Raw genomic sequence first — 21,431 nt, 5'->3', positions numbered from 1 at the left:
GTTTGAAATGCCTAAAGTACATTCCTGCACTTCTGATATTCTGTCTTGCCTTTTTCGCAAATGCACAGACTGCCACTATTACGGGCGTAATTTTGGATGAAAGGAAGGTACCGCTTTCCAATGTAAATATTTCTTCTGGCAGAACAGGTACATTTTCCGATGCAAATGGGTTTTACTTGTTAGAAATTGTAGCGGATGAAAAAACAACGATTACTTTTTCGCATTTAGGGCATAAAAGTGTTATTCTCAAGGATTTGATACTTATCACCAACGAGACATATGAGTTTAATCCGATAATGAAGGTGGACGCTATTCAAATTGACGGAATTACCGTTACCCCCACCGGTAGGAAAAGTGTAGAAGGTATTGCCGTAATAGCTCCACAGGAATTACGAAAAATACCAGGAGCCAATGCGGGAGTAGAAAATATCTTAAAACTACTGCCTGGAGTTTCCTCCAACAACGAGTTGAGCACTCAATATTCCGTACGTGGTGGAAATTATGATGAAAACCTGGTTTACATTAATGAAATAGAGGTGTACCGTCCTTTTCTTATCCGATCGGCGCAACAGGAAGGCTTAAGTTTTGTAAATAGCGATATGGCAAAGGACGTTAGGTTCTCACCCGGTGGATTTCAAGCAAAATACGGAGATAAACTATCTTCGGTATTGGACATCACTTACAAAAACCCGGTCAACTTTGGCATACAATTGGATTTAAGTTTCCTGGGGGCAAGTGCCGTGGTGGAAACCGTTTCCAAAAACAAAAATTTCACGAGTATCTCCGGTGTTCGTTATCGCAACAATAGCCTTCTTGTAAATAGCCAGCAGACCAATACCAATTTTAATCCAGTTTTTGCCGATATACAGAGCTATATGACCTATAATTTTTCAAAGAAATTCCAGTTAGGTTTCCTAGGCAACATTTCCTTGAACGATTATCAAAATGAGCCTTTGAACCGGCAGACTAATTTCGGAACCTTGAACGATCCCAGAGCACTTGTCGTTTTCTATCAAGGTAGGGAAAACAATACCTACAATACACAATTGGCCGCCTTAAAGGGCGATTATTTCCTGAACGATAAAGTGAATCTAAAACTTATTTCATCCATTTACCATACTACGGAGGAAGAATACTCGGATGTAATAGCCCAATATGAACTAGGTGAAATAGATACCAATCTTGGCAGCGAGACCTTGGGAGAGGTAACCTCATCCAGAGGTTTGGGTTCACAAATTAACAGGGCCAGAAACGATTTGGACGCGCTTATCTTAAATATTTCACACAAGGGCAAATACGCGCATAATGAAAGAGCATTGGAATGGGGCCTTAAATACACACACGAGGATATTAGGGACCAATTAAGGGAATCCGAGTTTATAGACTCCGCTGGGTTTTCTGTACGTCCTCCCTTTCCAGAATTCAACAATAATGAACCTGGGGAACCCTTTACAGCTCCCTTAGTGCCCTTTGAGGGAATAAATTCCCGGAATTTCGTGAAGACCAATCGTTTTTCAGGTTTCATTCAATTAAGCGACCGGAAAGCATGGAAAGGTAATGATATTTACTACAACATCGGAATACGTTCTCAGCACTGGACGGTTAGCGGGACCAACTTGGCCAAGATATCCCATACCATTTTTAGCCCAAGAGCGCAATTGGCGATAAAACCCAATTGGGAAAAGGATATACTCTTTAGAATATCGGGAGGGATATATCAACAACCCCCTTTTTATAGGGAGTTAAGGGATAGCTCCGGTATTGTACGACCAGAAGTAAAGGCCCAGAAATCGCTTCATGTAGTTGTGGGCAATGAATATAGCTTTACCCTATGGAACCGACCTTTTACCCTTATAGGAGAGGGGTATTATAAAAAGCTGGACAATGTAAATCCGTATACCTTAGAGGATGTTCGTATCCGTTATAGGGCAAACAATAGTGCAAAAGCATACGTCTATGGTGGAGAACTAAGAATGAGTGGCGCTTTTGTTCCAGGAACAGAATCTTGGGTAAGTATCGGTTATCTTAAAACGGAGGAGAATATAAATGATAGAGGCTATATTTCCAGACCTACTGACCAACGTTTAAAATTAGGGGTTTTGTTCCAAGATTACATCCCGGACATCCCTAACTTAAGAATGTATTTGAACTTGGTTTACAATACCGGGTTACCGGGAGGCTCTCCAAGCTATGCCGATCCCTATGTTTTTCAGAATAGATTAAGAGATTATAGAAGGGCAGATCTGGGAATTTCCCATATTTTTGTAAACGCGGATAAAAGATACCCAAAAGACCATTGGTTATATAGTTTTAAGGAGTTGAGTGTTGGGTTTGAGGTATTCAACCTTTTTAACAACCAAAACTCAATTACCAATACTTGGGTCAGGGATGTGGACAGTAAACAGCAGTTTGCCGTACCGAATTTTATGACCGCACGGGTTTTGAACCTACGCCTAAGTATGGGTTTTTAACCATTCAATAAGATTATGATATTTTTTTTTAATTTATGAGGAACGTCCTTTTTGCTACACTACTTCTTGCCTCCACCTTTCTATATGCTCAGAAAAACATTTATGAGAGCGATAAGTTCGATGCTCTAAGCGATGGACATCAGGTCCTTGCCATTGTACCTTTTATTACCAAATTGGACTTAAAGGAGGAGATCTCTAGGGATGAGTTGAAAAAACTGGAAGAAAAAGAAGGCTACGCCGTGCAAAATGCCCTGGAAACCTACTTTTCCCAACGGAAGAAAAAGAAAAAGTTCTCCGTAGAGTTTCAAAACATAAAAAACACCAATGCCTTATTGTCCCAAAACAACGTTTCCTATGCCAACATAGATGTATACACTACCAAACAATTAAGTGAATTACTTGGCGTGGATGGAATTATTAGTGGGAGTCTGGATCTGAATATATTGCTTTCCAAGGGCATACCCGAAGGATTCAGCTTGATAGATTACTTTTTGGGCGATGCCGATTATGGAAGGATCGGTGTAAAGATAAGTGATGGAAGAACCGGTAAGTTGTTGTGGAAATATGAAAAAAAAATCAATAAGAAATCGGGCAAAAACACCAACGATCTCATTGATAGGATGATGAAGCTGGCAGCGCGAAAGTTTCCTTATGATCGCGAAAAAAGAAGGGATAGAAAAAAGGTAAAAACTAACTCGCGATAAAATCCTTTAAAACTTCAATGGCATAATCAAGCTCTTCCCGGGTGTTGTATTTGGAAAATGAAAAGCGAAGCGAAGGCTTGTTCAGCTCCTCTTCGGGCAATATTTCGGAAAGTACATGGGATCCCATGTCACTACCGGATTGGCATGCACTTCCTTTGGAACAAGCGATGCCTTTGATATCCAAATGAAACAGGAGAAGCAGTGCCTTATCGGCATCTATAGGCAAACGTACACTGACCAATGTATAGGTACTTTTTTCCAAATCCCCGGAAAGACCGTTGAACTGAATCTCGGGAATTTCCCTTTGTATGCTTTCCAGGAAATACTTTTTTAATTCGGTTATGTAAGCTTGTTCCTTTTCTAAGTTATCATAGGCGGAAATAAAGGCTTCCTGCAGTCCAACGATATTATGAAACGATTCTGTCCCCGCCCTAAAACCTCGCTCTTGGGAACCTCCTGAAATTAAGGGCTTTAAACCGGAATTTTTACGTAAAAAAGCAAACCCGATACCCTTTGGACCATGAAACTTATGTGCCGCCGCGGTAAGGAAATCAACCTGAGTTTCCTCCACGTCCCAAGGATAGTGGCCAATGGATTGTACCGTGTCCGAGTGAAAAAAGGCACCATGTTTCTTACATAGGCCACAAATTTCTGCGATGGCTATTTTATTGCCAATTTCATTGTTCACATGCATAAGGCTTACCAATTTTTTGGTATCGTCCTCTTGCAACAGCTTCCCCAAATGTGAAAGCTTAGGGTTACCCCATTCGTCCAAATCAATAAACCGCAGATTAATTCCCTCCTGCCTTTCCAAATCCTGGGCAGTATGAAGTACTGCATGGTGTTCAATCTTGGAAGTGATAATGGTAGTAACCCCCAAATCGCGCACAGCGCTGCGCAAGATCATATTGTCCGCCTCGGTACCCCCCGATGTGAAAATGATTTCCGAGGGATGTGCATTCATGTATTTGGCGATAGTTTTTCGGGCAGTCTCCACCACCGTTTTGGCAGACCTCCCAAAGCTATGGGTAGAAGAAGGGTTACCATAAAACTGGGTCAATGCTTCCTGCATTTTATGGATTACGCTACTCCTTACCTGGGTAGTGGCCGCATTGTCCAGATACACCTTTTCCATTAAAAATCTATTTGGATTAAACTTGCCAAAATTAACCGATTTAAAGTTAATTTCTAGTCAAAGTGGAACAAACTTATGACATATTTCATTTACATTTGGGCCATGAAACGAGTCTTATTTTTGAGTTTTTTGGCAATGCTTTGTTCCTGTGATGATGGCGACCTACAGATTGAAGCGGTTAACTTCGATGATGTGGGTATTGATTCCTGTAACAATGTGGATGATGCTACCGAGACCACTTTTTTCTTTAAGACTGATGGGGACGAGGCACTACTTTTGACCCTTAACGGCGGGCTATTGGAAAATACTACCTCCTTGGACGGGTCGATCACAAGTAGTATTAGTACTACTGGAACTCCTCAACTTTTGTATAGATTGTTTACAGATGATGTAAGCGAAAGTTATTTTTGTGATGCCGTACCACCTTTGGAACCTACCGTTTTGGCCGAAAACTTCGCTACAGGAGGAGAAATTACCATACTAACCAATGTTTCCAGTGTAACGGCCGGAGACAAAATATACAATCATAATATTACTATTAGCGACCTTTCCCTTACCAATGATAGTGGAGAACGGCTGACGGATACCTCTATTTTGGAATATGGCGATTTTAATACCTCAACCTCTAACAGTCCTAGTTTGGAGGTCCCATTTTCAAATTACGGCAATATTGCTATTTCCATTTGCGGGACCCCGCCAACGGACAACTTTGTCCGTCTCTACAAATTGCTTAACGATGAGTTTATCTCCTTGGATGCACCCACAAGTCTATTTGCGAATTCGCCAACAGGTGAAACCCCCAGAATAGATAGCTTAAAAACCACAACACAGTCGCAGTTTAAAAACACCGTTTTGAACGTATTAGCGACAGCTGACATGGCTTGTTCCACTTCAATTACCCAAGAAATGATCGTTGGAGATTTTAGCTCTATAGATGGGGCGATTAAGGTGTCTACTACGGCAAGTGAACCAAATGCCGATGGAATTGTCAGCTATACGCACACCATAACTTTGGATGGTCTTTCCTTGCTATTGAAAAGAGATACCGATGAAAGTAATGATGTTACTTTGGAAGAAATTGAAACCATGACATTCGGAACCTTGGTAACTACCGATCAGTAATTCTGAAGAATGAAAACCTCAGTAGCGCCCAGTCCATATTTTTTATAGTCCGCATCATAATACTTCACATTTCCATACCGTCCGAATAAATAGTTAAGCTCTTCGCGTAATACCCCCTCTCCTACACCATGGATAAAGACTACCTTTTGGATGCGCTGGCGTATAGCAAATTCCAGTTGATGTTTGGCCGTATCCAACTGGAGGTTTAAAATTTCATGGTTGGTCATGCCCTTTGATGATCTGACCAACTGGTTTATGTGCAAATCCACTTCCATTTTTGGGGCATTCCTTTCCTTAGGCTTTGGAACCTTTCTTGTTGGTTTACCAGGAAGCTCTTTTTCCATTTTTACTTGGGTCACCTCATCATTGGACACTGTGATTCCACCTGAAACCTTTACTAGTTCGTTGGGAGCATAGCTGAAGGGAAAACCGTCCTTATCTTCGATGGTAATTTCATTGACGGCTATGTGTACAACGACTCCACGAATGGTGTCATCAAGAGCTTCTACAACATCGCCGACAGCAAAATCCTCCATGTTTTTATTTTATTATACCCAAAAATAATGGTATTTTTCAAGTGAAAAACCAATTTAAAGAGATGAATCTTTTTTTGGCAATGTTGCCTTTAGGCATTAAGGATTATATGATACCCTGTTTTAGCAAGCAGATTCTGGGCATGGATTGTCCGGGTTGTGGATTGCAACGTTCGGTAGTCTTTTTATTTCAGGGTGATTTTATTGCTGCGTTCCATATGTACCCTGCTGTGTATACAATTATTCCCTTACTTGGCCTTTTATTGGCCGATGTCTTTTTTAAGATTCCCTACATCAATAAAATAGTCGTTTTGCTTATGATCCTAAGTGTTGGGCTTATCCTAGGGAATTATATCCTAAAATTTATCTAACTAAACCTAAAATATAATGGAACAACAAAAATTACCTAATGCAACTCTAATACTTGTTCTTGGAATTTTCGGATACGTATGCTGTTGCTTTGCCGGTATTGGAATTATTCCTTCCGCCATTGCTTTTATAATGGCCAGAAAGTCGGAAAAAATCTATGCTGAAAATCCTGAGTTGTACGATAATATAAGTCAAATAAAAACAGGTAAAATCGTTGCTTTGATAGCATTGATTTTATCAGCTTTGGTTGCAATCCGATGGATTTACGTTATTTCTACAGGCGATTGGGATGCCATATTGGAACAATCCAGGGAAATGATGGAGCAATACGGAATAGAGGAATAGCAAAAAGTAGAGTATGAGTCAAAATCCATTACCTGGGGCAAGTAATGCACTCACCATGGGTATCGTATCGCTTGTGGGCGCATTCATTTGCTGTGGCCCTTTTGCCATCATTTTTAGCATCATTGGCCTGAGCAGCGCCAAAAAAGCGGAAAAATTGTACATGGCCAATCCCGAGATGTATACCGGTTATGAAAATGTAAAGACCGGGAGAATTCTATCCTACATTGGGATGGCCGTGGCACTGATTTATCTGATTTTTATTATCCTTTATTTCGGCGCAATAATTGCCTTTATAGGAACAGACGGATTTGGCTCCGGACTTTAGGGCACTAAAACACCAAAAACGTTTCTAAAATTAGCGAAACATGTCATCCTGAGTAGAGTCCAAGCGTTTCGATTTAGAACTTTCCAAGTATCTCTACTATGCCCGTTCGCGGACAAAGGTAGGCTCAAAACGACAAAAAGTTTAAGCTTTTTGCTTTTTAAACACGTTTTTACTGTTTAAATTCCAATATGGTCTTTGTAATGATGCCCACACATTCCAATAATTGCTCTTCGGTCATTACCAAGGGAGGTGCAAATCTAATGATGTTCCCATGAGTGGGTTTGGCCAAAAGTCCATTTTCCTTTAGGGCCAGACAAATATTCCATGCCGTGGAACTATCTTCGGTATCGTTAATGACTATGGCATTCAGAAGTCCTTTCCCCCGAACCAACCTTACAAGATCGGTCCGCTCTATCAGCTTTTCCATTTCTTTCCTAAAAATGGTGCCCAAATAATCGGCATTTTCTGCCAAGCCCTCTTCCTTTACCACTTCCAAGGCCGCAATAGCAACGGCACAGGCCAATGGATTGCCTCCGAATGTGGAACCGTGGTTGCCGGGACGTATAACATCCATAATTTCGGTATTGGCCAAAACTGCGGAAACGGGGAACACCCCACCGGAAAGAGCCTTGCCTAAAATTAAAATATTCGGTTTAACCTCCGGCGTGCCACTACATAGCTTATCCGGGCAGGAGCAATTGCCACAAGTGGCCAACAATCTTCCCGTACGTGCGATACCGGTTTGAACCTCATCTGCGATAAAAAGCACGTTGTTTTCCTTACAAAGGGCATAGGCCTCTTTAATATAAGTTTCGTCCGGTACATAAACACCGGCTTCTCCTTGTATGGGTTCTACCAAAAATCCGGCTACATCCCCGTCCTTCAAAACTTCTTGCAACGCATTCAGGTCATTGTAACGAATGGAAATGATTCCTGGAGTAAATGGTCCAAAATTTTCCGTGGCCGTTGGGTCATTGGAAGCCGATATGATGGTGATGGTCCTTCCATGAAAATTATTTTGACAAACTATTATTTTTGCTTTGTTTGCATGAATTCCCTTCTTTTCATAACCCCATTTACGGGCCAACTTAATGGCCGTTTCAACAGCTTCGGCCCCGGTATTCATTGGAAGCACCTTATCAAATCCGAAATACTCCGAAACATATTTCTCGTACCTGCCGAGCATATCGTTGTAGAATGCGCGAGAGGTAAGTGTTAAATTTTCTGCCTGCTCCTTTAGAGCGGATATGATTTTGGGATGACAGTGTCCTTGGTTTACGGCCGAATAGGCAGAAAGGAAATCAAAATATTTGCGTCCTTCAACGTCCCAAACATACACTCCTTCACCCCTACTTAGAACTACAGGCAAGGGATGATAATTCTGTGCTCCATATTTTTGCTCCAATGCAATAGCATCCTTGGAAGTAATACTGCTTATAACCGACATGACGATAAATACCTTTAAATGAGACTATAGCAATTCCTTCTTTGGGAGAGAAATCATCCTTTGTAGAAGTACAAAATTAATAAATATTGCGGACTATTTTCCAATTATTTGTCCAGCTTGTGAGACAATGCAGCTATCTGAAGCTCCAATCGCTTTAATTCTCGCAGCATATCGTTTTTATCCATCTGCATCCACATAAAAAGTTTCAGCATGCCCATAACAATCAGACAAAGGAAACCTGCAGAAGACCATTTAATAAGTGAATTGGTATCTGGAGTGTCAAAAAATTGAACAACACAGTATACAAAAAAAGCAAAGACCGCAAGGTGTACAATGTTCATGATGATGGCCAACCATCCCAATTTACCTTTATAGACCCCGCCCATTTTCCCAAAAAGATCTTGTTCTTCCAATTGATCATAAAACTTGGCTTCTTCCCTATCCAACGTTTCCTTGATTAGTTCATCGATTCTTTCCTTTTCTGTTTTCATTTGTCTATTTTTTAAGAATTGTTTTTAATTTTTCGCGCGCATGGAACAACCTAGATTTAATAGTTCCTATGGAGATTTCGAGAATAGTGCTTATTTCCTTTAAGGAATATTCCTCTGTATAAAACAATCGAAGTACCACTTGTTGATTTTTTGGTAATAGCCTTATAGCATTTTCAAGTCGTATCAAATCCGACTCTTTGTCCTCTTCTGCACCCAAATTGTGGGGTGTATTCCGATAGCTCGCTAACTTCTCCCTGTCATTTTTGTTACGGTTAAGAAAATCCAGTGATTTTCGGGTAACTATACGCATGGCCCAACTGCCAAAGGCATTTGGGTCCCTAATACTGCCCAACTTTGTGATGATGATGCTCCAACTATCCTGAACGACGTCCTTGGCTGCATCCAGATCATGGGTGTACCAATAGGAATGCCTACATAATTTGGCATGGTGCCGCTTTACCAATAAACCCAGGGCCTTTTTATCCCCGGATTGGTATTGCAGAACCAGCAAGGCATCAAATACTTTATTTGGGTTCATGGTATCCCATTCTATTCCAAAGACACAAAAAAGTCAAAAAGGTTCAATGCTTTTTTAACTTTTTTTAATAGTATTCCTTTTAAAGATACCCCGTATAAATACAATCCTATTAGTACTTTTGTCCAATGCGCAAAAAAACTGGTCGCCCCTTTTTTGAAAACGTGGAAATAGTAGATGCCGGTGCCAAAGGTAAAACCATTGGTAAAGCACCCGATGGAAGGGTCATTTTTTTGACCAATGCGGTTCCTGGCGATATTGTTGATGTACAGACCGTAAAAAAAAGAAAATCCTTCTTTGAGGGGGTGGCCACTCATTTTCACTCCCGTTCGGATAAACGAACGGAACCGGTGTGCCAGCATTTTGGGGTATGCGGTGGTTGCAAATGGCAACATATGGATTATGTTCATCAGTTGTATTATAAGCAACGGGAAGTAGAAAACAACTTAAAGCGCATAGGGCATCTGGAGCTTCCCGAAATACAACCTATCCTAGGCTCGAAGAAATCATATTTCTATCGCAACAAAATGGAATTTTCCTTTTCCGATAGCCGCTGGTTGACTTTGGACGAAATTAAATCCGACGCCACAATTTCGGATAAGAATGCACTTGGATTCCATATCCCAGGTATGTGGGACAAAATTTTAGATATTGAAAAGTGCCACCTACAGCCCGATCCGTCCAATGCCATTCGTTTGGCGACCAAAGAGTTTGCCGTTAAAAACCAGCTCTCTTTCTTTAATCCAAGAAATCAATATGGATTACTGCGTACTTTAATGATCCGCACATCTTCAACGGGTGAGGTTATGGTACTGGTCCAGTTTTTTGAGGATGATTCAACCCAGAGAAATTTGCTTTTGGATCATCTGCGTAAAAGTTTCCCGGAAATAGCATCGCTCTTATACGTTATCAATCAAAAGCAGAACGACACTATTTACGATCAGGAGGTAGTATGTCATTCAGGAAGGGATTACATTTTAGAGGAAATGGAAGGCCTCCAATTCAAAATCGATGCGAAATCATTTTATCAGACAAATTCCGACCAGGCATATGAACTGTATAAGGTTGTACGGGAGTTTGCATCACTTAAAGGAACGGAATTGGTATACGATCTTTACACCGGTACAGGTACCATTGCCCAGTTCATAGCGAAACAAGCCAAAAGGGTAATTGGTATTGAAGCGGTTCCTGAAGCTATTGCCAATGCCAAGGAAAATGCAAAACACAATGAAATAGGAAATGTTGATTTCTTTGTGGGCGATATGAAAACAGTATTTGATGAAAGATTTATTGTTGAAAATGGAAATCCGGATGTGCTGATAACAGATCCTCCACGTGATGGGATGCACAAAGACGTTGTACGGCAAATTATGAATATCGCTCCGGAAAAAGTGGTATACGTAAGTTGCAATAGCGCAACACAGGCCAGGGATTTGGAGCTGATGAAAGAAAAATACAAAATAACAAGGGTTCAACCCGTGGACATGTTCCCACAAACCCATCATGTGGAAAATGTTGTACTTTTGGCGAAGTTGGGTCTATGAAGAAAATCATCATAACTTTAATTGTTCTCTTGGGAATTATATCATTTTCTGCATGTGAAAAAGATGATATCTGTGTAGATGGTGATACTCCCCTATTAATCGTTCGGTTTTATGATGTGGAGGACACTACGGAAATCAAGGAAGTTCCGGGTCTTCAGGTAAACGGGTTAATTATCGGAACAGACACTTTGGAAATCTTGCCCAACGCCTCATCGGATTCGATAGCCCTACCGCTAAGGGCAGCCGAGAACAATACCTCATTTTTGATTTCACAAACGTTAAGCAACCCGGATACTACCCTAACCAATATACTTACCTTTTCTTATGAAGTACAGGATAAATTTGTATCACGTGCATGTGGTTTTGTGGCCAATTACGATGGATTGGACGCAGCCGCCGTGGTAGGTACTGCGGAAGATTCCTTGTGGATAAGGGATATAGAGATAATAACATCACTGGTTGAAAATTCTACGGAAGCCCATGTTAAGATATTTCATTAGCCTGTTTCTTATCCTAGGCTTTGCGAAGATAAAAGCACAACAAAAGCCTATAGATCTCCAACCCAAGGATACTGTTGTCTATGAACAGCCTTATGGCATTAGGGTTGGAATAGACCTAAGCCGGCCCATTGTGTCCTCTTTTCAGGATAATTATACGGGCTTTGAAATTGTGGGGGATTATCGGCTAACCCAAAAATTATACTTGGCAGCTGAATTGGGCAACGAGAATAAAACCAGAATAGAAGAATTAGGTGGTATAGATGTACCCAACGATGCGCAACTTTATGATTTCACTACATCCGGGAGCTACCTAAAATTAGGGGTAGATTACAATACCTACGAGAATTGGTACGGGATGAACAATTCTATTTTTGTTGGCGGACGATTTGCCATCAGTAGTTTTAGTCAAACTGTGGACAGCTTTCGTTTTTACGAAAGTAACCGCTATTGGAGTCGGGATCAATTTGCACCGGGCTCCACGGAATCACAGGAATTCAGCGGCCGCACACAGTCCTGGATCGAGTTTGTTTTTGGGACCAAAGTAGAGCTATTTGCCAATATTTATCTAGGTGGCAGCATTCGCTTGGGCTTTTTATTTAGTGACCCGAATGTAGAGCCTTTTCCCAATTTATTTATCCCTGGATTTAATAAGGTTACCGAAGGAAGTAAGTTTGGCGTGGGCTATAACTATTCCATTTCTTATTTGATACCGTTGTACAAGAAAGCCAAAAAACCGGAGGAAACAGAAGAACAGGAACCGGAACCAACAAATAATTAATGTGCCTTGTTATTAGGTACAAAATCAGTTCATATTTTGGAGCAGGGTGCTTTGTATGGAGTCTGGGGATTTTCTATATTATGCCCATAACGTAAAGGGATAATGCCATAGGCAGCCATAACCCTTAAAAAAAACACTTCATCTTGAAAAAAAACATCCATACTTTGGCATGGCCCCTTTTATGCCTGCTGATTGGAACGGCTTGCCATGTTCGAGGTCAAAATTTCATTCAGGAAACAAAAGATACCCTGCAGTACCACCGTATAAAAATCAATAGTAAAGACGGTACCATAGTACCTTGGTATGATCCAGATCCAACAAAGGCCTACGACCATACTATTCAATTGATTTGGAACTTCTGGGACAATATGCGCAAAGATTCCAATGGCCTCCCCTACTATATGAACCATCAGGTTTGGCGACCTGATTTTAATGACAGAAGAGGTATTGGTGGAGATCAGATTTCCATGGCCCTATCTTCTTGGGGCCTACTTTACGCCTACTCGGGTAATGAGAAAGTAAAGGAGAACATGAAGTTTATGGCGGATTATTATCTTTCCCATTCCCTATCTCCGGCCGATGTAGACTGGCCTAACTTGCCTTATCCCTACAACACATTGATCTACTCCGGAAAATATGATGGGGATATGGTGATAGGGCCTAATTTCACCCAACCCGACAAAGCAGGTTCTTTTGGTCTGGAATTGCTAAAATTGCATAAAATGACCGAGACCCGAATTTTTGGAAATGTCACTGAAAAACGGTATCTAAAAGCGGCTATACAAATAGCTAACACTCTGGCCGGGCACATCAAACAAGGGAATTATGAAAATTCCCCACTCCCATTTAAAGTAAACGCCCTTACCGGAGAAGTAGGCAAACTAAAAAGCAACAAAGGTGATGATACCGAGGTACAATCCAGTAGCTACACCTCCAATTGGGCCCCCACCATGGAACTATTCCTTGGGCTTATCGCTATGGGCAAAGGCCAAGTGGAGTCTTATAAAAAAGGGTTTCAATTGCTTTTGGAGTGGATGAAGGTCTACCCCTTGAAAAATAATAGGTGGGGGCCTTTCTTTGAGGATATTCCCGGCTGGAGCGATACTCAGGTAAATGCCATTACCTTTGCCCAGTTCATTATGAACCATCAGGAGTATTTTCCGGAATGGCGACAACAGGTAGATGCTATTTTCCAATGGGTGTATACCAAACTTGGCAACAAGACATGGGAAAATTATGGAGTGCTGGCCATAAATGAGCAAACGGTTTATCAAACCCCGGGCAACAGCCATACCTCCCGACAAGCCTCCGCAGAACTGCAGTATGCGGCTATTGCCGGTAAGGGAAACCTAGTTGAAGGAGCCATCAGAAAATTGAATTGGGCTACTTATATGGTAGACGTGGACGGAAAAAACAAATACCCCCGTGATGAAGTATGGTTGACCGATGGATATGGTGACTACGTACGCCATTATTTACGTTCCATGGCCTATTTTCCGCAATTGGCTCCGGACAACAAGAATCATCTTTTATATTCCTCATCTATTGTGCAGCATATGGAATATGCTCCCCAACTCAACAAATTTCTAGTTCCGGAAGTGGCTTTGGAAAAAGTATCAAAAACTCTAATCCATTATCGTACCTATGATGATGTTTCTACAGAAGTTATCCGAATGGTAGAAAAACCCAAAGCTATTTTGGTGAACGACAAGGTACTCCCGGAAAATGACGGAGAGAAAGTATCAGGATGGCATTGGGAAAATCTTAAAAAAGGAGGTATTCTTACTATAAGACATCAAGATGGTAACAAAATACTGGTAATGGGTAACTAAATTTGAGCCATAAGAAATTGTTTTTATAAAAAATGGATTAGTTCGGCTTCCATGATAAATGCCATGTGTAAAAGTTTGGTGTATTGTGCTTAAAAAATGGGAATTAATTTTCTATTCAGCATTTTAGGCATTTTGATACTTTGCCTTTTTACTTCCCTCATACATCACGTATTTCACCAAACGTGATTCCAAATGACTATTGAATACCTTTATCTTTCTTGAGGGCCGAAGACCCACATGCTTTAAGGCCTCCAAATTGGAAGTGATAAACCAGGCGTCCGTCCCAGGGTACTTTTGTTTTAAAGTGTCTCCGATAGATGCATAAAAGTTTTCCATATCCAGATTCAGACGCTCTCCGTATGGGGGATTGAATACCATATGCAACCTTCCTTCCGTAAACTTTTCGCTGGCAAAAAAATTCTTTTGTTCTATGGTTATGTATTCAGAAAGATTTGCGTTTTCAATATTGTCCTGAGCCTTTCGTACCGCCGAGGGGGCCTTGTCATACCCAACGATCTTATAATGAAACTCCCTGGCCTTGTTGAGGCTGGCATCTACAATTTTTTCAAAAAGAACGGCATCAAAATCGTACCACTTTTCAAAGGCAAAGCCCTTACGGTTAATGTTTGCTGGAATGTTACACGCTATCATTGCTGCTTCTGTCAAAAAAGTGCCGCTACCACACATGGGATCCAAAAAATCCGACCGACCGTCCCATCCGCTTAGAAGTAACAATCCAGCGGCAAGTACTTCGTTTATAGGGGCAATGTTTGTAGCGGTTCTATAGCCTCTATGGTGCAGGGAACTGCCGGAACTATCCAGGGACACATTGCAATGGTCATTTTGTATATGAATATTTATTCGGATATCCGGATTCTTAATGTCCACATTGGGCCGCTTACCATCCAACGCTCGAAACTTATCCGCAATGGCATCCTTTGCCTTTTGTGAAACGTAAAGAGAATGTGTAAACTTATCGGAATGTAAGGTAGTATCTATGGCAAATGTGGCATCTACGGAGAGGTAATCCGGCCAATCCATGGCATAGATCTTTCGATATAAATCATGGGCATTTCGAATGGAAAAGGAATAGATGGGCTTAACAATTTTTATTGCAGTGCGAAGACATAGGTTGGCCTTATACATAAACCCGATATCCCCTTCAAAGGATACATTTCGCGTACCTGTTTTTACATTCCCTGCACCCAGATTGCGTAATTCCTTGGCCAATATCTCCTCAAAACCAAACAAGGTCGTGGCCACCATGGTAAAGTTGTTGCTCATTCTTTGTTATCAAATTGAAGTAAAAATACAGTATTTTTGAGCCTTATGGATTTGTGATATCATAAATCACAAAAACAACCTAATCCGATAACCCATTGAAATACCTTTTGCCTTTTCTGGCCGTATTGCTAAGTTTTGGTTTTGTGGTACTTTTTAAACCAAAAAACAAAGCGAATTTTAAGCTCCTTTTGGCCTTTAGTGGAGCATTTCTATTGGCCTTGACCCTTTTTGAGCTTTTCCCAAAAGCCTACATAAATTCTAATGCGAAAGTAATTGGGGTTTTCATTATGCTGGGCATTCTTTTCCAAATATTTTTGGAATTTTTTTCTAAGGGAGCGGAGCACGGTCATATTCATACGAATGGGGAAAAGACCTTTTTTCCTTGGCTTTTATTCGTTAGTCTCTCCATCCACGCGTTTTTGGAAGGCTTCCCTGTTCAGGAAAATGGTACCATTATCTATGGCATATTGGTCCATAAAGTTCCCATAGCCGTTATTCTTAGCATCTTTCTTCTAGGTTCTAGATTAAAAATGACTTATGCGCTGATGTTTATAAGCTTTTTTGCCTTAATGACTCCTTTGGGAAGCTATTTTGCCACCAATGTTGATTTTATTTCACCTTATTTAAGTTATATCAATGCGGTGGTCATCGGGGTATTTTTGCATATCTCCACGGTAATTCTTTTTGAGAGTTCGGAGGGACATACGTTCAACTTAAGAAAATTGTTAGCTATCATTTTGGGAATAGTCATTGCATTTATGTTGTAAACAATGACCTATTACCTTATTATTTCACAACAACCTCTTCACTCTCCAATATACCGAAAATCATAAAAGTACCTTGCCTGGGTAGCTAAAAGAGAAAGGAATAGACCCCTATTTTGTTAAATTCCACCCGCCTAAATTCGAACCGGTATTTATCCAATTATCAATTTTCAGACTGGTTCCCCGATGCGTCGGAATTTGTATTATGCTGAAAATGCTTGAACGCAAAAAAAATAGGAATGCCTGCCAGCATTGAAAGCATGGCTATGGATGACTCTTTTGGCCGTTCAAAAAAAGCCAAAACAAGGATCGAAAGACTTAGTACAATGTAAAAAACCTGTACCCACGGGTATCCGGGTAGTTTCAGTACCGATCGACCCGAGTTCCTAAGTTTAAATAGCCCGACTACGGCTAGGATCGGGAAAATTCCCAAAGCAAAACCCATATAGGTCAATATTTGATCAAAGGTACCGGAAAGCACCAGTAATATTGATACTAACGCCTGAATAAGAATTGCCTTAGAGGGAACCTTAAAAACCGGATGGACCTGGGCCAGGAATTTAAAGAAATACCCGTCCCTAGCCATGGCATAATACACCCTTGGCCCTATAATTATAAAGGCGCTTAAAGAAGAAAAAAGTGCAAAGGAAATTAGAAGTGAAACGACAGCATCTGTAGAACTGCCGAACAAATTATTTACGGCCAGTCCACCAATGGCTACCACCCCTTTCATCTCCACTGGAGGAATGGCATAAATGAACAATATATTTAACAACAAATACAAAAGCATAACGATGACGGTTCCCAAAATAAGGGATCTTGCCAGATTTTTCCTTGGATTTTTGATTTCCGAACCAACGTATACCGATGCATTCCATCCGGTATAGGCAAACATAATCCACATTAATGAGAGCCCGACCGTTTTCCAACTTCCGAAATCAGATGTAACCCTTACTTGGTCTGAGAAATGGGATAGATCACCATTGCCCCATAAAAAGCCAACAATCAGTAAACCGACTACCAATACCACCTTGAATACGGTAAGGTAATTCTGGACTTTGGCTCCAAACTTAATTCCCCTAAGGTGTATGGCCGAGAATAAGAGAATTATACCGATGGAAACTAATTTCTTACTTATTTCCATGGGAAGGCCCATGGAGGAGCCGAATTGTGGAAATGCTCGAAAAAAATATGCGCTAAAACCAATGGCCGAAGCGGCAATGGGTGCTGAAAATCCCGCAATGAAAGATGCCCATCCGCTTAAAAAGCCATATATGGGATGGAACAGCTTGGATAAAAAATTGTATTCTCCCCCCGCTTGGGGCATGGCTGCACCTAATTCTCCATAGCTTAGGGCACCACATAGTGCCAAAACACCGCCGACCACCCAAAGAAGAAGAAGTATCCACGGATTTCCGATGTCGCCCATCAACAGGCCGGAAGTGGTAAATATTCCTGCTCCGATCATGTTGGCGATTACGATGTTCGTCAATGAAAAAAAACCCAGACTACGATCAAGCTTACCTCTTTCCTTGCTAGCCAAACGAATCTAATTTTTGTAACTGATGGCCAAACCTCCACCGGAATTATCCACTGTTGTAGTAAAAGTATCCAGGCCCAAAACGTACTCCAAGTACTCCCCTGTCCCTCGCATTCCTCTTTGTCCCGAACTTTTTGGTCTTACATTGTGGGCGGTAAAGCAACCTCCTCTTTTTAATTTTGGTGCAATATCCTTAAAATAATTAATGTACCAACCTTTATCCGCATCACTGAATACAAAATCGAAGGTAACATCCAATTCCTTGACCAACTCATGCGCATCGGCAAGCCGGGCGTCTACATAGTCCAACAATCCAGCTTTCTCAAGATTGGCAAGGGCCCGTTTATGACGGGTCTCATCGATATCGATAGTAATTAATTTTCCTCCGGTCTTACTGAACGCCCAGGCAATCCATATGGCAGAATGCCCTGTTGAAGTGCCTATCTCCAGACCTTTGGTATAACCGTTTTTCAGGATAATGTCATAAAGTAACTTTCCATCGGAAGCTGGGATATTCATATCACGCCACTTTCCCTCGTAACCCTCTAAGAAAGCCTCTACTTTTTTATCTAGCTCAGTTTTAGGGGCTATTTCCTGGGACTGCACGTCCAGCACTTGTAAAAACAACAGGAATGATATTAAACCGCACACTACATGTATTGAAGTTTTGTTTCCTTGCATTTTGTCAATTTTAAAAGTAATCTGCTATGAAGTTGATTATAAAGATATCCATCTTTCTTTCGCAATAGCATTTAAACTTGTCATCGACAGGTTTTCAACCCTGACCGGCATTAATTTTGGAAAAAAATATGGAAAAGATGCTCCTTTTCTAACCCATTTTAAGGGCTAGCTATTCTATCAATCCAAAAACCCTGGGCAACCAAAGGGAGATTTCGCCAAAGTAAGTGATGATCAACAAAATCAGCACCATGGCACCCAGCAGAGGTAGCAATGGAGCTATTACCTTGGTCACAGGGACTTTGGCGACGCCGCTCCCCACAAAGAGCAAAGTCCCCACAGGTGGGGTACATACACCTATACAAAGGTTAAGTACTATGACCATCCCAAATTGTACGGGATGCATCCCCAAGGCCATGGCCACAGGCAGAAAAATTGGTGTAAAAATAAGAACGGCCGGAGTCATATCCATAAAAGTACCCACGATCAACAGTGTAATGTTAATCAACAACAGCACTAAAAAGGGATTGTTTACCGATTCTACCAAAAGTGATGTCAACATTTGGGGTATACCTTCAAAGGAAAAAAGCCATGACATGGCCATTGAAGTGGCGATCAAGAACATGACTACGGCAGTGGTCTTGGCACTTTGCAACAAAATGGGTCTAAAATCCGTAAACTTCAGCTCCCGATTCAAAAACCCTAACAAAACCGCATAGACCACGGCAATGGCAGCTGCCTCGGTAGCCGTAAATATTCCGGCAACGATTCCACCCACGACAATAACCAAAAGGGTAAGGCTTAAAAATGCATTTTTGAAATCGATTAAAAGTTGCTTAAAGCCAACACGCGGAGCGCGAGGCAAATTTTTTCTCTTGGCATAAAGGAACACCATAAACATCAAAGCTAGTCCCACCAAAATACCTGGGGCATAACCAGCAATGAACAAAGCTGCTACGGAGGCGGTACCTCCACTGGCCAGAGCATAGACGATAAGTACGTTGCTAGGTGGAATCAAAAGACCCGTAGTCGAAGAGCTAATATTTACCGAAGCGCTAAATTCCCTTGGATAACCCTCTTTTTCCATCTTATCGGTCAAGGTGCTGCCTATGGCCGATGCCGCTGCTATGGCCGATCCCGAAATTGCACCGAACAGCATGGCCGCAATGATATTCACATACGCCAGACCACCGGGTAGGCTGCCGATAAGCGATTTGGCAAAATCTATCAATCGTTTTGCAATACCGCCACGGTTCATAAGCTCTCCCGCCAAAATAAAGAATGGAATGGCCAATAGGGCAAAATTATCGATTCCTGTGGTCATTCGCTGGGCAGCAGTGGTAGTTGCCGGCATAAAAACAATGTTCAAAAGCAAGGTTAGTGTGGTAGAAATACCAATGGAATAGGCCACGGGAACACCATAGGCCAATAGACCGATAAAACTTACAAACAGGACTAATATGCTTATGGTTTCAATGCTCATGGGCTTTTGGACTAAAGGTTATGGTTATGTGGTATATACAAAAGAAAATTATGATAAGTCCACTAATGGGCACAATGGAATACACAAACCCAAGCGGAACGTTCAAAGCAGGTGAAATCTGACCTAATTTCGAGGTAGTGTAGACCAAATTACCCCCGCCAATGACCATGACTACCAAAGCAAAAAGGGCCATAAGCCATTGTATCTTTCTTTGCCGTTTCCTTTTTTTATCGGGAGAAAGTTTGGAGACAAGAAAATCCATGGAAAGATGTCCTTCCTTCATCCCGTTAATGTAGGTAGCTCCTAATAGAGTTAGCCAAATCAGTGCAAACCGTGCAAATTCCTCGGTAAACGAGCTGGACTGTCCTACAATATATCTGGAAACCACCTGCCAAACGACATCAATAACAAGAAGTCCAAAAATGAGCACCAAAAAGGCTTCGATGACTTTATTCAATGACCGGTACAAACGTTTCATCATTGCGATTTAATTTTCTCGATGTACTCCTTCATTTTTGGGTCCTCCATTAATCGCTCCATTACGGGACTTGACTTTGAGGCAAAAGGTTCCTTTTTCGGATAATTGAACTCCACTTTGGCCTTTTTAAGCACTTCCATATTCTCCTTTACCGTTTCCTGCCAGTATTGCTTCTGATTTTCCACACTTTCGGAAGCTGCCAAATGCAGCCATTCCTTTTCTTCATCGGATAGGGTATCCCAGAACTTGGTTCCTATCACCACTACATCCGGGACCATACTATGCTGGTCAAAGGAATAATATTTGCATACTTCATAATGGTTGGAGGTCACAAAAGAAGGAATGTTGTTCTCTGCGCCGTCCACAACATTCTGCTGCAATGCGGTATAGAGCTCCCCATACGCCATTGGGGTGGCGGAAGCCCCTAAGGTGTTGACCATGTCAACAGACATTTGATCGTTCATGACCCGAATCTTCAAGCCTTTCAAATCATCCGGAGTCTGGATTGGTTTTCTCTTGGTATAAAAACTTCTGCTGCCCGCATCATAAAAGCAAAGCCCACGTAAGAGATATTCCGTCCCACCTTCCAATAATTCCTGTCCTACCTCGCCCTCCAAAACAGAAAAAAGATGTTCCCTGTCCCTAAAAAGGTAAGGTACTCCCATTACCTTATATTCCGGGGCAAAATTGGACATGGACGCCGCGCTTACCTTGGTCATGGCAATACTGCCGATCTGCAATAGTTCCAAAACCTCACGTTCCGTTCCCAATTGGCCGTCCGGAAAAATCTTTATTTGAAGCTTGCCATCGGATTTCTCGTTCACAAACGTCTGCATATCCAAAATACCTTTATGCACGGGATGTGTAATTGGCAGCGAGTGCGCAAAATAGAGAACTTTTTGGTCTCTAATCTCGGAGCAGGAAACCTGAAAAAGGGCTAATACGGCAATGAATGGGAGGGTCAAAAAAATGAAACGGTATCTATTGCGCATATTTTAAATAATGAAGTCCAATGGTACGGGGGTATCCACTTTACGGCTTATAAATATAGGAAAGAAAGTGGTTCTTGCAAT

Annotated in this window: 22 protein-coding genes; 11 read left to right on the top strand and 11 right to left on the bottom strand. The window is 41.4% G+C overall.

What is annotated here, in order from left to right; genetic code table 11:
• Nucleotides 1-2: 2 nt before the first annotated feature.
• Nucleotides 3-2,471, top strand: coding sequence for a TonB-dependent receptor (locus ACP2AF_RS12900; RefSeq protein ID WP_425236563.1), 2,469 nt, complete (start codon nt 3-5; stop codon nt 2,469-2,471).
• Nucleotides 2,472-2,506: 35 nt separating this feature from the next.
• Nucleotides 2,507-3,175 (top strand): hypothetical protein, encoded by a 669-nt coding sequence (locus ACP2AF_RS12895; RefSeq protein WP_425236562.1) that lies wholly within the window; start codon nt 2,507-2,509, stop codon nt 3,173-3,175.
• Here the strand turns inward: ACP2AF_RS12895 and ACP2AF_RS12890 are convergent.
• Complete coding sequence (locus ACP2AF_RS12890; protein ID WP_425236561.1) at nt 3,162-4,310, bottom strand: cysteine desulfurase family protein; 1,149 nt, start codon at nt 4,308-4,310, stop codon at nt 3,162-3,164. The genes ACP2AF_RS12895 and ACP2AF_RS12890 overlap by 14 nt on opposite strands.
• 102 nt (nt 4,311-4,412) lie before the next feature.
• Between ACP2AF_RS12890 and ACP2AF_RS12885 the strand changes: the two genes are divergently transcribed.
• A complete protein-coding gene (locus ACP2AF_RS12885) occupies nt 4,413-5,432 on the top strand; it encodes a hypothetical protein (protein WP_425236560.1) in 1,020 nt (339 codons plus the stop codon).
• Here ACP2AF_RS12885 and ACP2AF_RS12880 read toward each other — a convergent pair.
• The gene (locus ACP2AF_RS12880; protein ID WP_425236559.1) at nt 5,426-5,968 is read right to left on the bottom strand and encodes a Smr/MutS family protein; all 543 of its coding nucleotides are present in this window, start codon (nt 5,966-5,968) and stop codon (nt 5,426-5,428) included. The genes ACP2AF_RS12885 and ACP2AF_RS12880 overlap by 7 nt on opposite strands.
• Before the next feature lie 62 nt (nt 5,969-6,030).
• Between ACP2AF_RS12880 and ACP2AF_RS12875 the strand changes: the two genes are divergently transcribed.
• Genes ACP2AF_RS12875 through ACP2AF_RS12865 form a run of 3 tightly spaced genes read left to right on the top strand, consistent with a single transcriptional unit; the run spans nt 6,031 to nt 7,004 of the window.
• The gene (locus ACP2AF_RS12875; RefSeq protein ID WP_425236558.1) at nt 6,031-6,336 is read left to right on the top strand and encodes a DUF2752 domain-containing protein; all 306 of its coding nucleotides are present in this window, start codon (nt 6,031-6,033) and stop codon (nt 6,334-6,336) included.
• A gap of 16 nt (nt 6,337-6,352) precedes the next feature.
• Nucleotides 6,353-6,679, top strand: a complete 327-nt coding sequence (locus tag ACP2AF_RS12870) for a CCC motif membrane protein (RefSeq protein WP_120714113.1) — start codon at nt 6,353-6,355, stop codon at nt 6,677-6,679.
• 13 nt (nt 6,680-6,692) lie between these two features.
• Nucleotides 6,693-7,004, top strand: a complete 312-nt coding sequence (locus ACP2AF_RS12865; RefSeq protein WP_425236557.1) for a CCC motif membrane protein — start codon at nt 6,693-6,695, stop codon at nt 7,002-7,004.
• 169 nt (nt 7,005-7,173) lie between these two features.
• On the opposite strand, the gene rocD is transcribed toward ACP2AF_RS12865, so the two are convergent.
• The 3 genes from rocD to ACP2AF_RS12850 all read right to left on the bottom strand — a co-directional run bounded on the left by rocD (nt 7,174) and on the right by ACP2AF_RS12850 (nt 9,480).
• Nucleotides 7,174-8,451, bottom strand: a complete 1,278-nt coding sequence (rocD, locus tag ACP2AF_RS12860; RefSeq protein ID WP_425236556.1) for an ornithine--oxo-acid transaminase — start codon at nt 8,449-8,451, stop codon at nt 7,174-7,176.
• Between the two features lie 104 nt (nt 8,452-8,555).
• Entirely contained in the window at nt 8,556-8,942 is a 387-nt protein-coding gene (locus ACP2AF_RS12855) for a DUF6768 family protein (protein WP_425236555.1), read from the bottom strand.
• A gap of 4 nt (nt 8,943-8,946) precedes the next feature.
• Entirely contained in the window at nt 8,947-9,480 is a 534-nt protein-coding gene (locus ACP2AF_RS12850) for an RNA polymerase sigma factor (protein ID WP_425236554.1), read from the bottom strand.
• Between the two features lie 125 nt (nt 9,481-9,605).
• Here ACP2AF_RS12850 and rlmD point away from each other — a divergent pair, with 125 nt between their 5' ends.
• The 4 genes from rlmD to ACP2AF_RS12830 all read left to right on the top strand — a co-directional run bounded on the left by rlmD (nt 9,606) and on the right by ACP2AF_RS12830 (nt 14,131).
• Entirely contained in the window at nt 9,606-11,021 is a 1,416-nt protein-coding gene (gene rlmD / locus ACP2AF_RS12845) for a 23S rRNA (uracil(1939)-C(5))-methyltransferase RlmD (protein WP_425236553.1), read from the top strand.
• The gene (locus tag ACP2AF_RS12840; protein WP_425236552.1) at nt 11,018-11,521 is read left to right on the top strand and encodes a DUF6452 family protein; all 504 of its coding nucleotides are present in this window, start codon (nt 11,018-11,020) and stop codon (nt 11,519-11,521) included. Before rlmD ends, ACP2AF_RS12840 begins: the two co-directional genes overlap by 4 nt.
• On the top strand, nt 11,502-12,299 hold the full coding sequence (locus ACP2AF_RS12835; RefSeq protein WP_425236551.1) for a DUF6048 family protein: 798 nt from the start codon (nt 11,502-11,504) through the stop codon (nt 12,297-12,299). Before ACP2AF_RS12840 ends, ACP2AF_RS12835 begins: the two co-directional genes overlap by 20 nt.
• Nucleotides 12,300-12,442: 143 nt before the next feature.
• The gene (locus tag ACP2AF_RS12830) at nt 12,443-14,131 is read left to right on the top strand and encodes a hypothetical protein (RefSeq protein ID WP_425236550.1); all 1,689 of its coding nucleotides are present in this window, start codon (nt 12,443-12,445) and stop codon (nt 14,129-14,131) included.
• Nucleotides 14,132-14,254: 123 nt separating this feature from the next.
• Here the strand turns inward: ACP2AF_RS12830 and ACP2AF_RS12825 are convergent, their stop codons facing one another.
• A complete protein-coding gene (locus tag ACP2AF_RS12825; protein WP_425236549.1) occupies nt 14,255-15,415 on the bottom strand; it encodes a THUMP domain-containing class I SAM-dependent RNA methyltransferase in 1,161 nt (386 codons plus the stop codon).
• Between the two features lie 95 nt (nt 15,416-15,510).
• On the opposite strand from ACP2AF_RS12825, the gene ACP2AF_RS12820 reads away from it, so the two are divergent.
• Nucleotides 15,511-16,182 carry a ZIP family metal transporter gene (locus ACP2AF_RS12820; protein WP_425236548.1) on the top strand — a complete coding sequence of 224 codons (672 nt, stop codon included), beginning with the start codon at nt 15,511-15,513 and terminating at the stop codon, nt 16,180-16,182.
• A gap of 160 nt (nt 16,183-16,342) precedes the next feature.
• Here the strand turns inward: ACP2AF_RS12820 and ACP2AF_RS12815 are convergent, their stop codons facing one another.
• The 5 genes from ACP2AF_RS12815 to ACP2AF_RS12795 form a co-directional block, all read right to left on the bottom strand.
• Nucleotides 16,343-17,722, bottom strand: a complete 1,380-nt coding sequence (locus ACP2AF_RS12815; RefSeq protein WP_425236547.1) for an APC family permease — start codon at nt 17,720-17,722, stop codon at nt 16,343-16,345.
• A gap of 6 nt (nt 17,723-17,728) precedes the next feature.
• Entirely contained in the window at nt 17,729-18,400 is a 672-nt protein-coding gene (locus tag ACP2AF_RS12810; RefSeq protein WP_425236546.1) for an O-methyltransferase, read from the bottom strand.
• Nucleotides 18,401-18,569: 169 nt separating this feature from the next.
• A complete protein-coding gene (locus ACP2AF_RS12805; RefSeq protein ID WP_425236545.1) occupies nt 18,570-19,880 on the bottom strand; it encodes a TRAP transporter large permease in 1,311 nt (436 codons plus the stop codon).
• The gene (locus ACP2AF_RS12800; protein WP_425236544.1) at nt 19,870-20,361 is read right to left on the bottom strand and encodes a TRAP transporter small permease; all 492 of its coding nucleotides are present in this window, start codon (nt 20,359-20,361) and stop codon (nt 19,870-19,872) included. Before ACP2AF_RS12800 ends, ACP2AF_RS12805 begins: the two co-directional genes overlap by 11 nt.
• Nucleotides 20,358-21,350, bottom strand: a complete 993-nt coding sequence (locus ACP2AF_RS12795; protein WP_425236543.1) for a TRAP transporter substrate-binding protein — start codon at nt 21,348-21,350, stop codon at nt 20,358-20,360. Before ACP2AF_RS12795 ends, ACP2AF_RS12800 begins: the two co-directional genes overlap by 4 nt.
• Nucleotides 21,351-21,431: the final 81 nt, after the last annotated feature.

Origin of the sequence: Ulvibacterium sp. (genome assembly GCF_965248315.1) — a bacterium.
GTDB lineage: Bacteria > Bacteroidota > Bacteroidia > Flavobacteriales > Flavobacteriaceae > Ulvibacterium.
The sequence above is the reverse complement of the archived record's forward strand: the minus strand, read 5'-3'. Positions and strand labels throughout refer to the sequence as shown.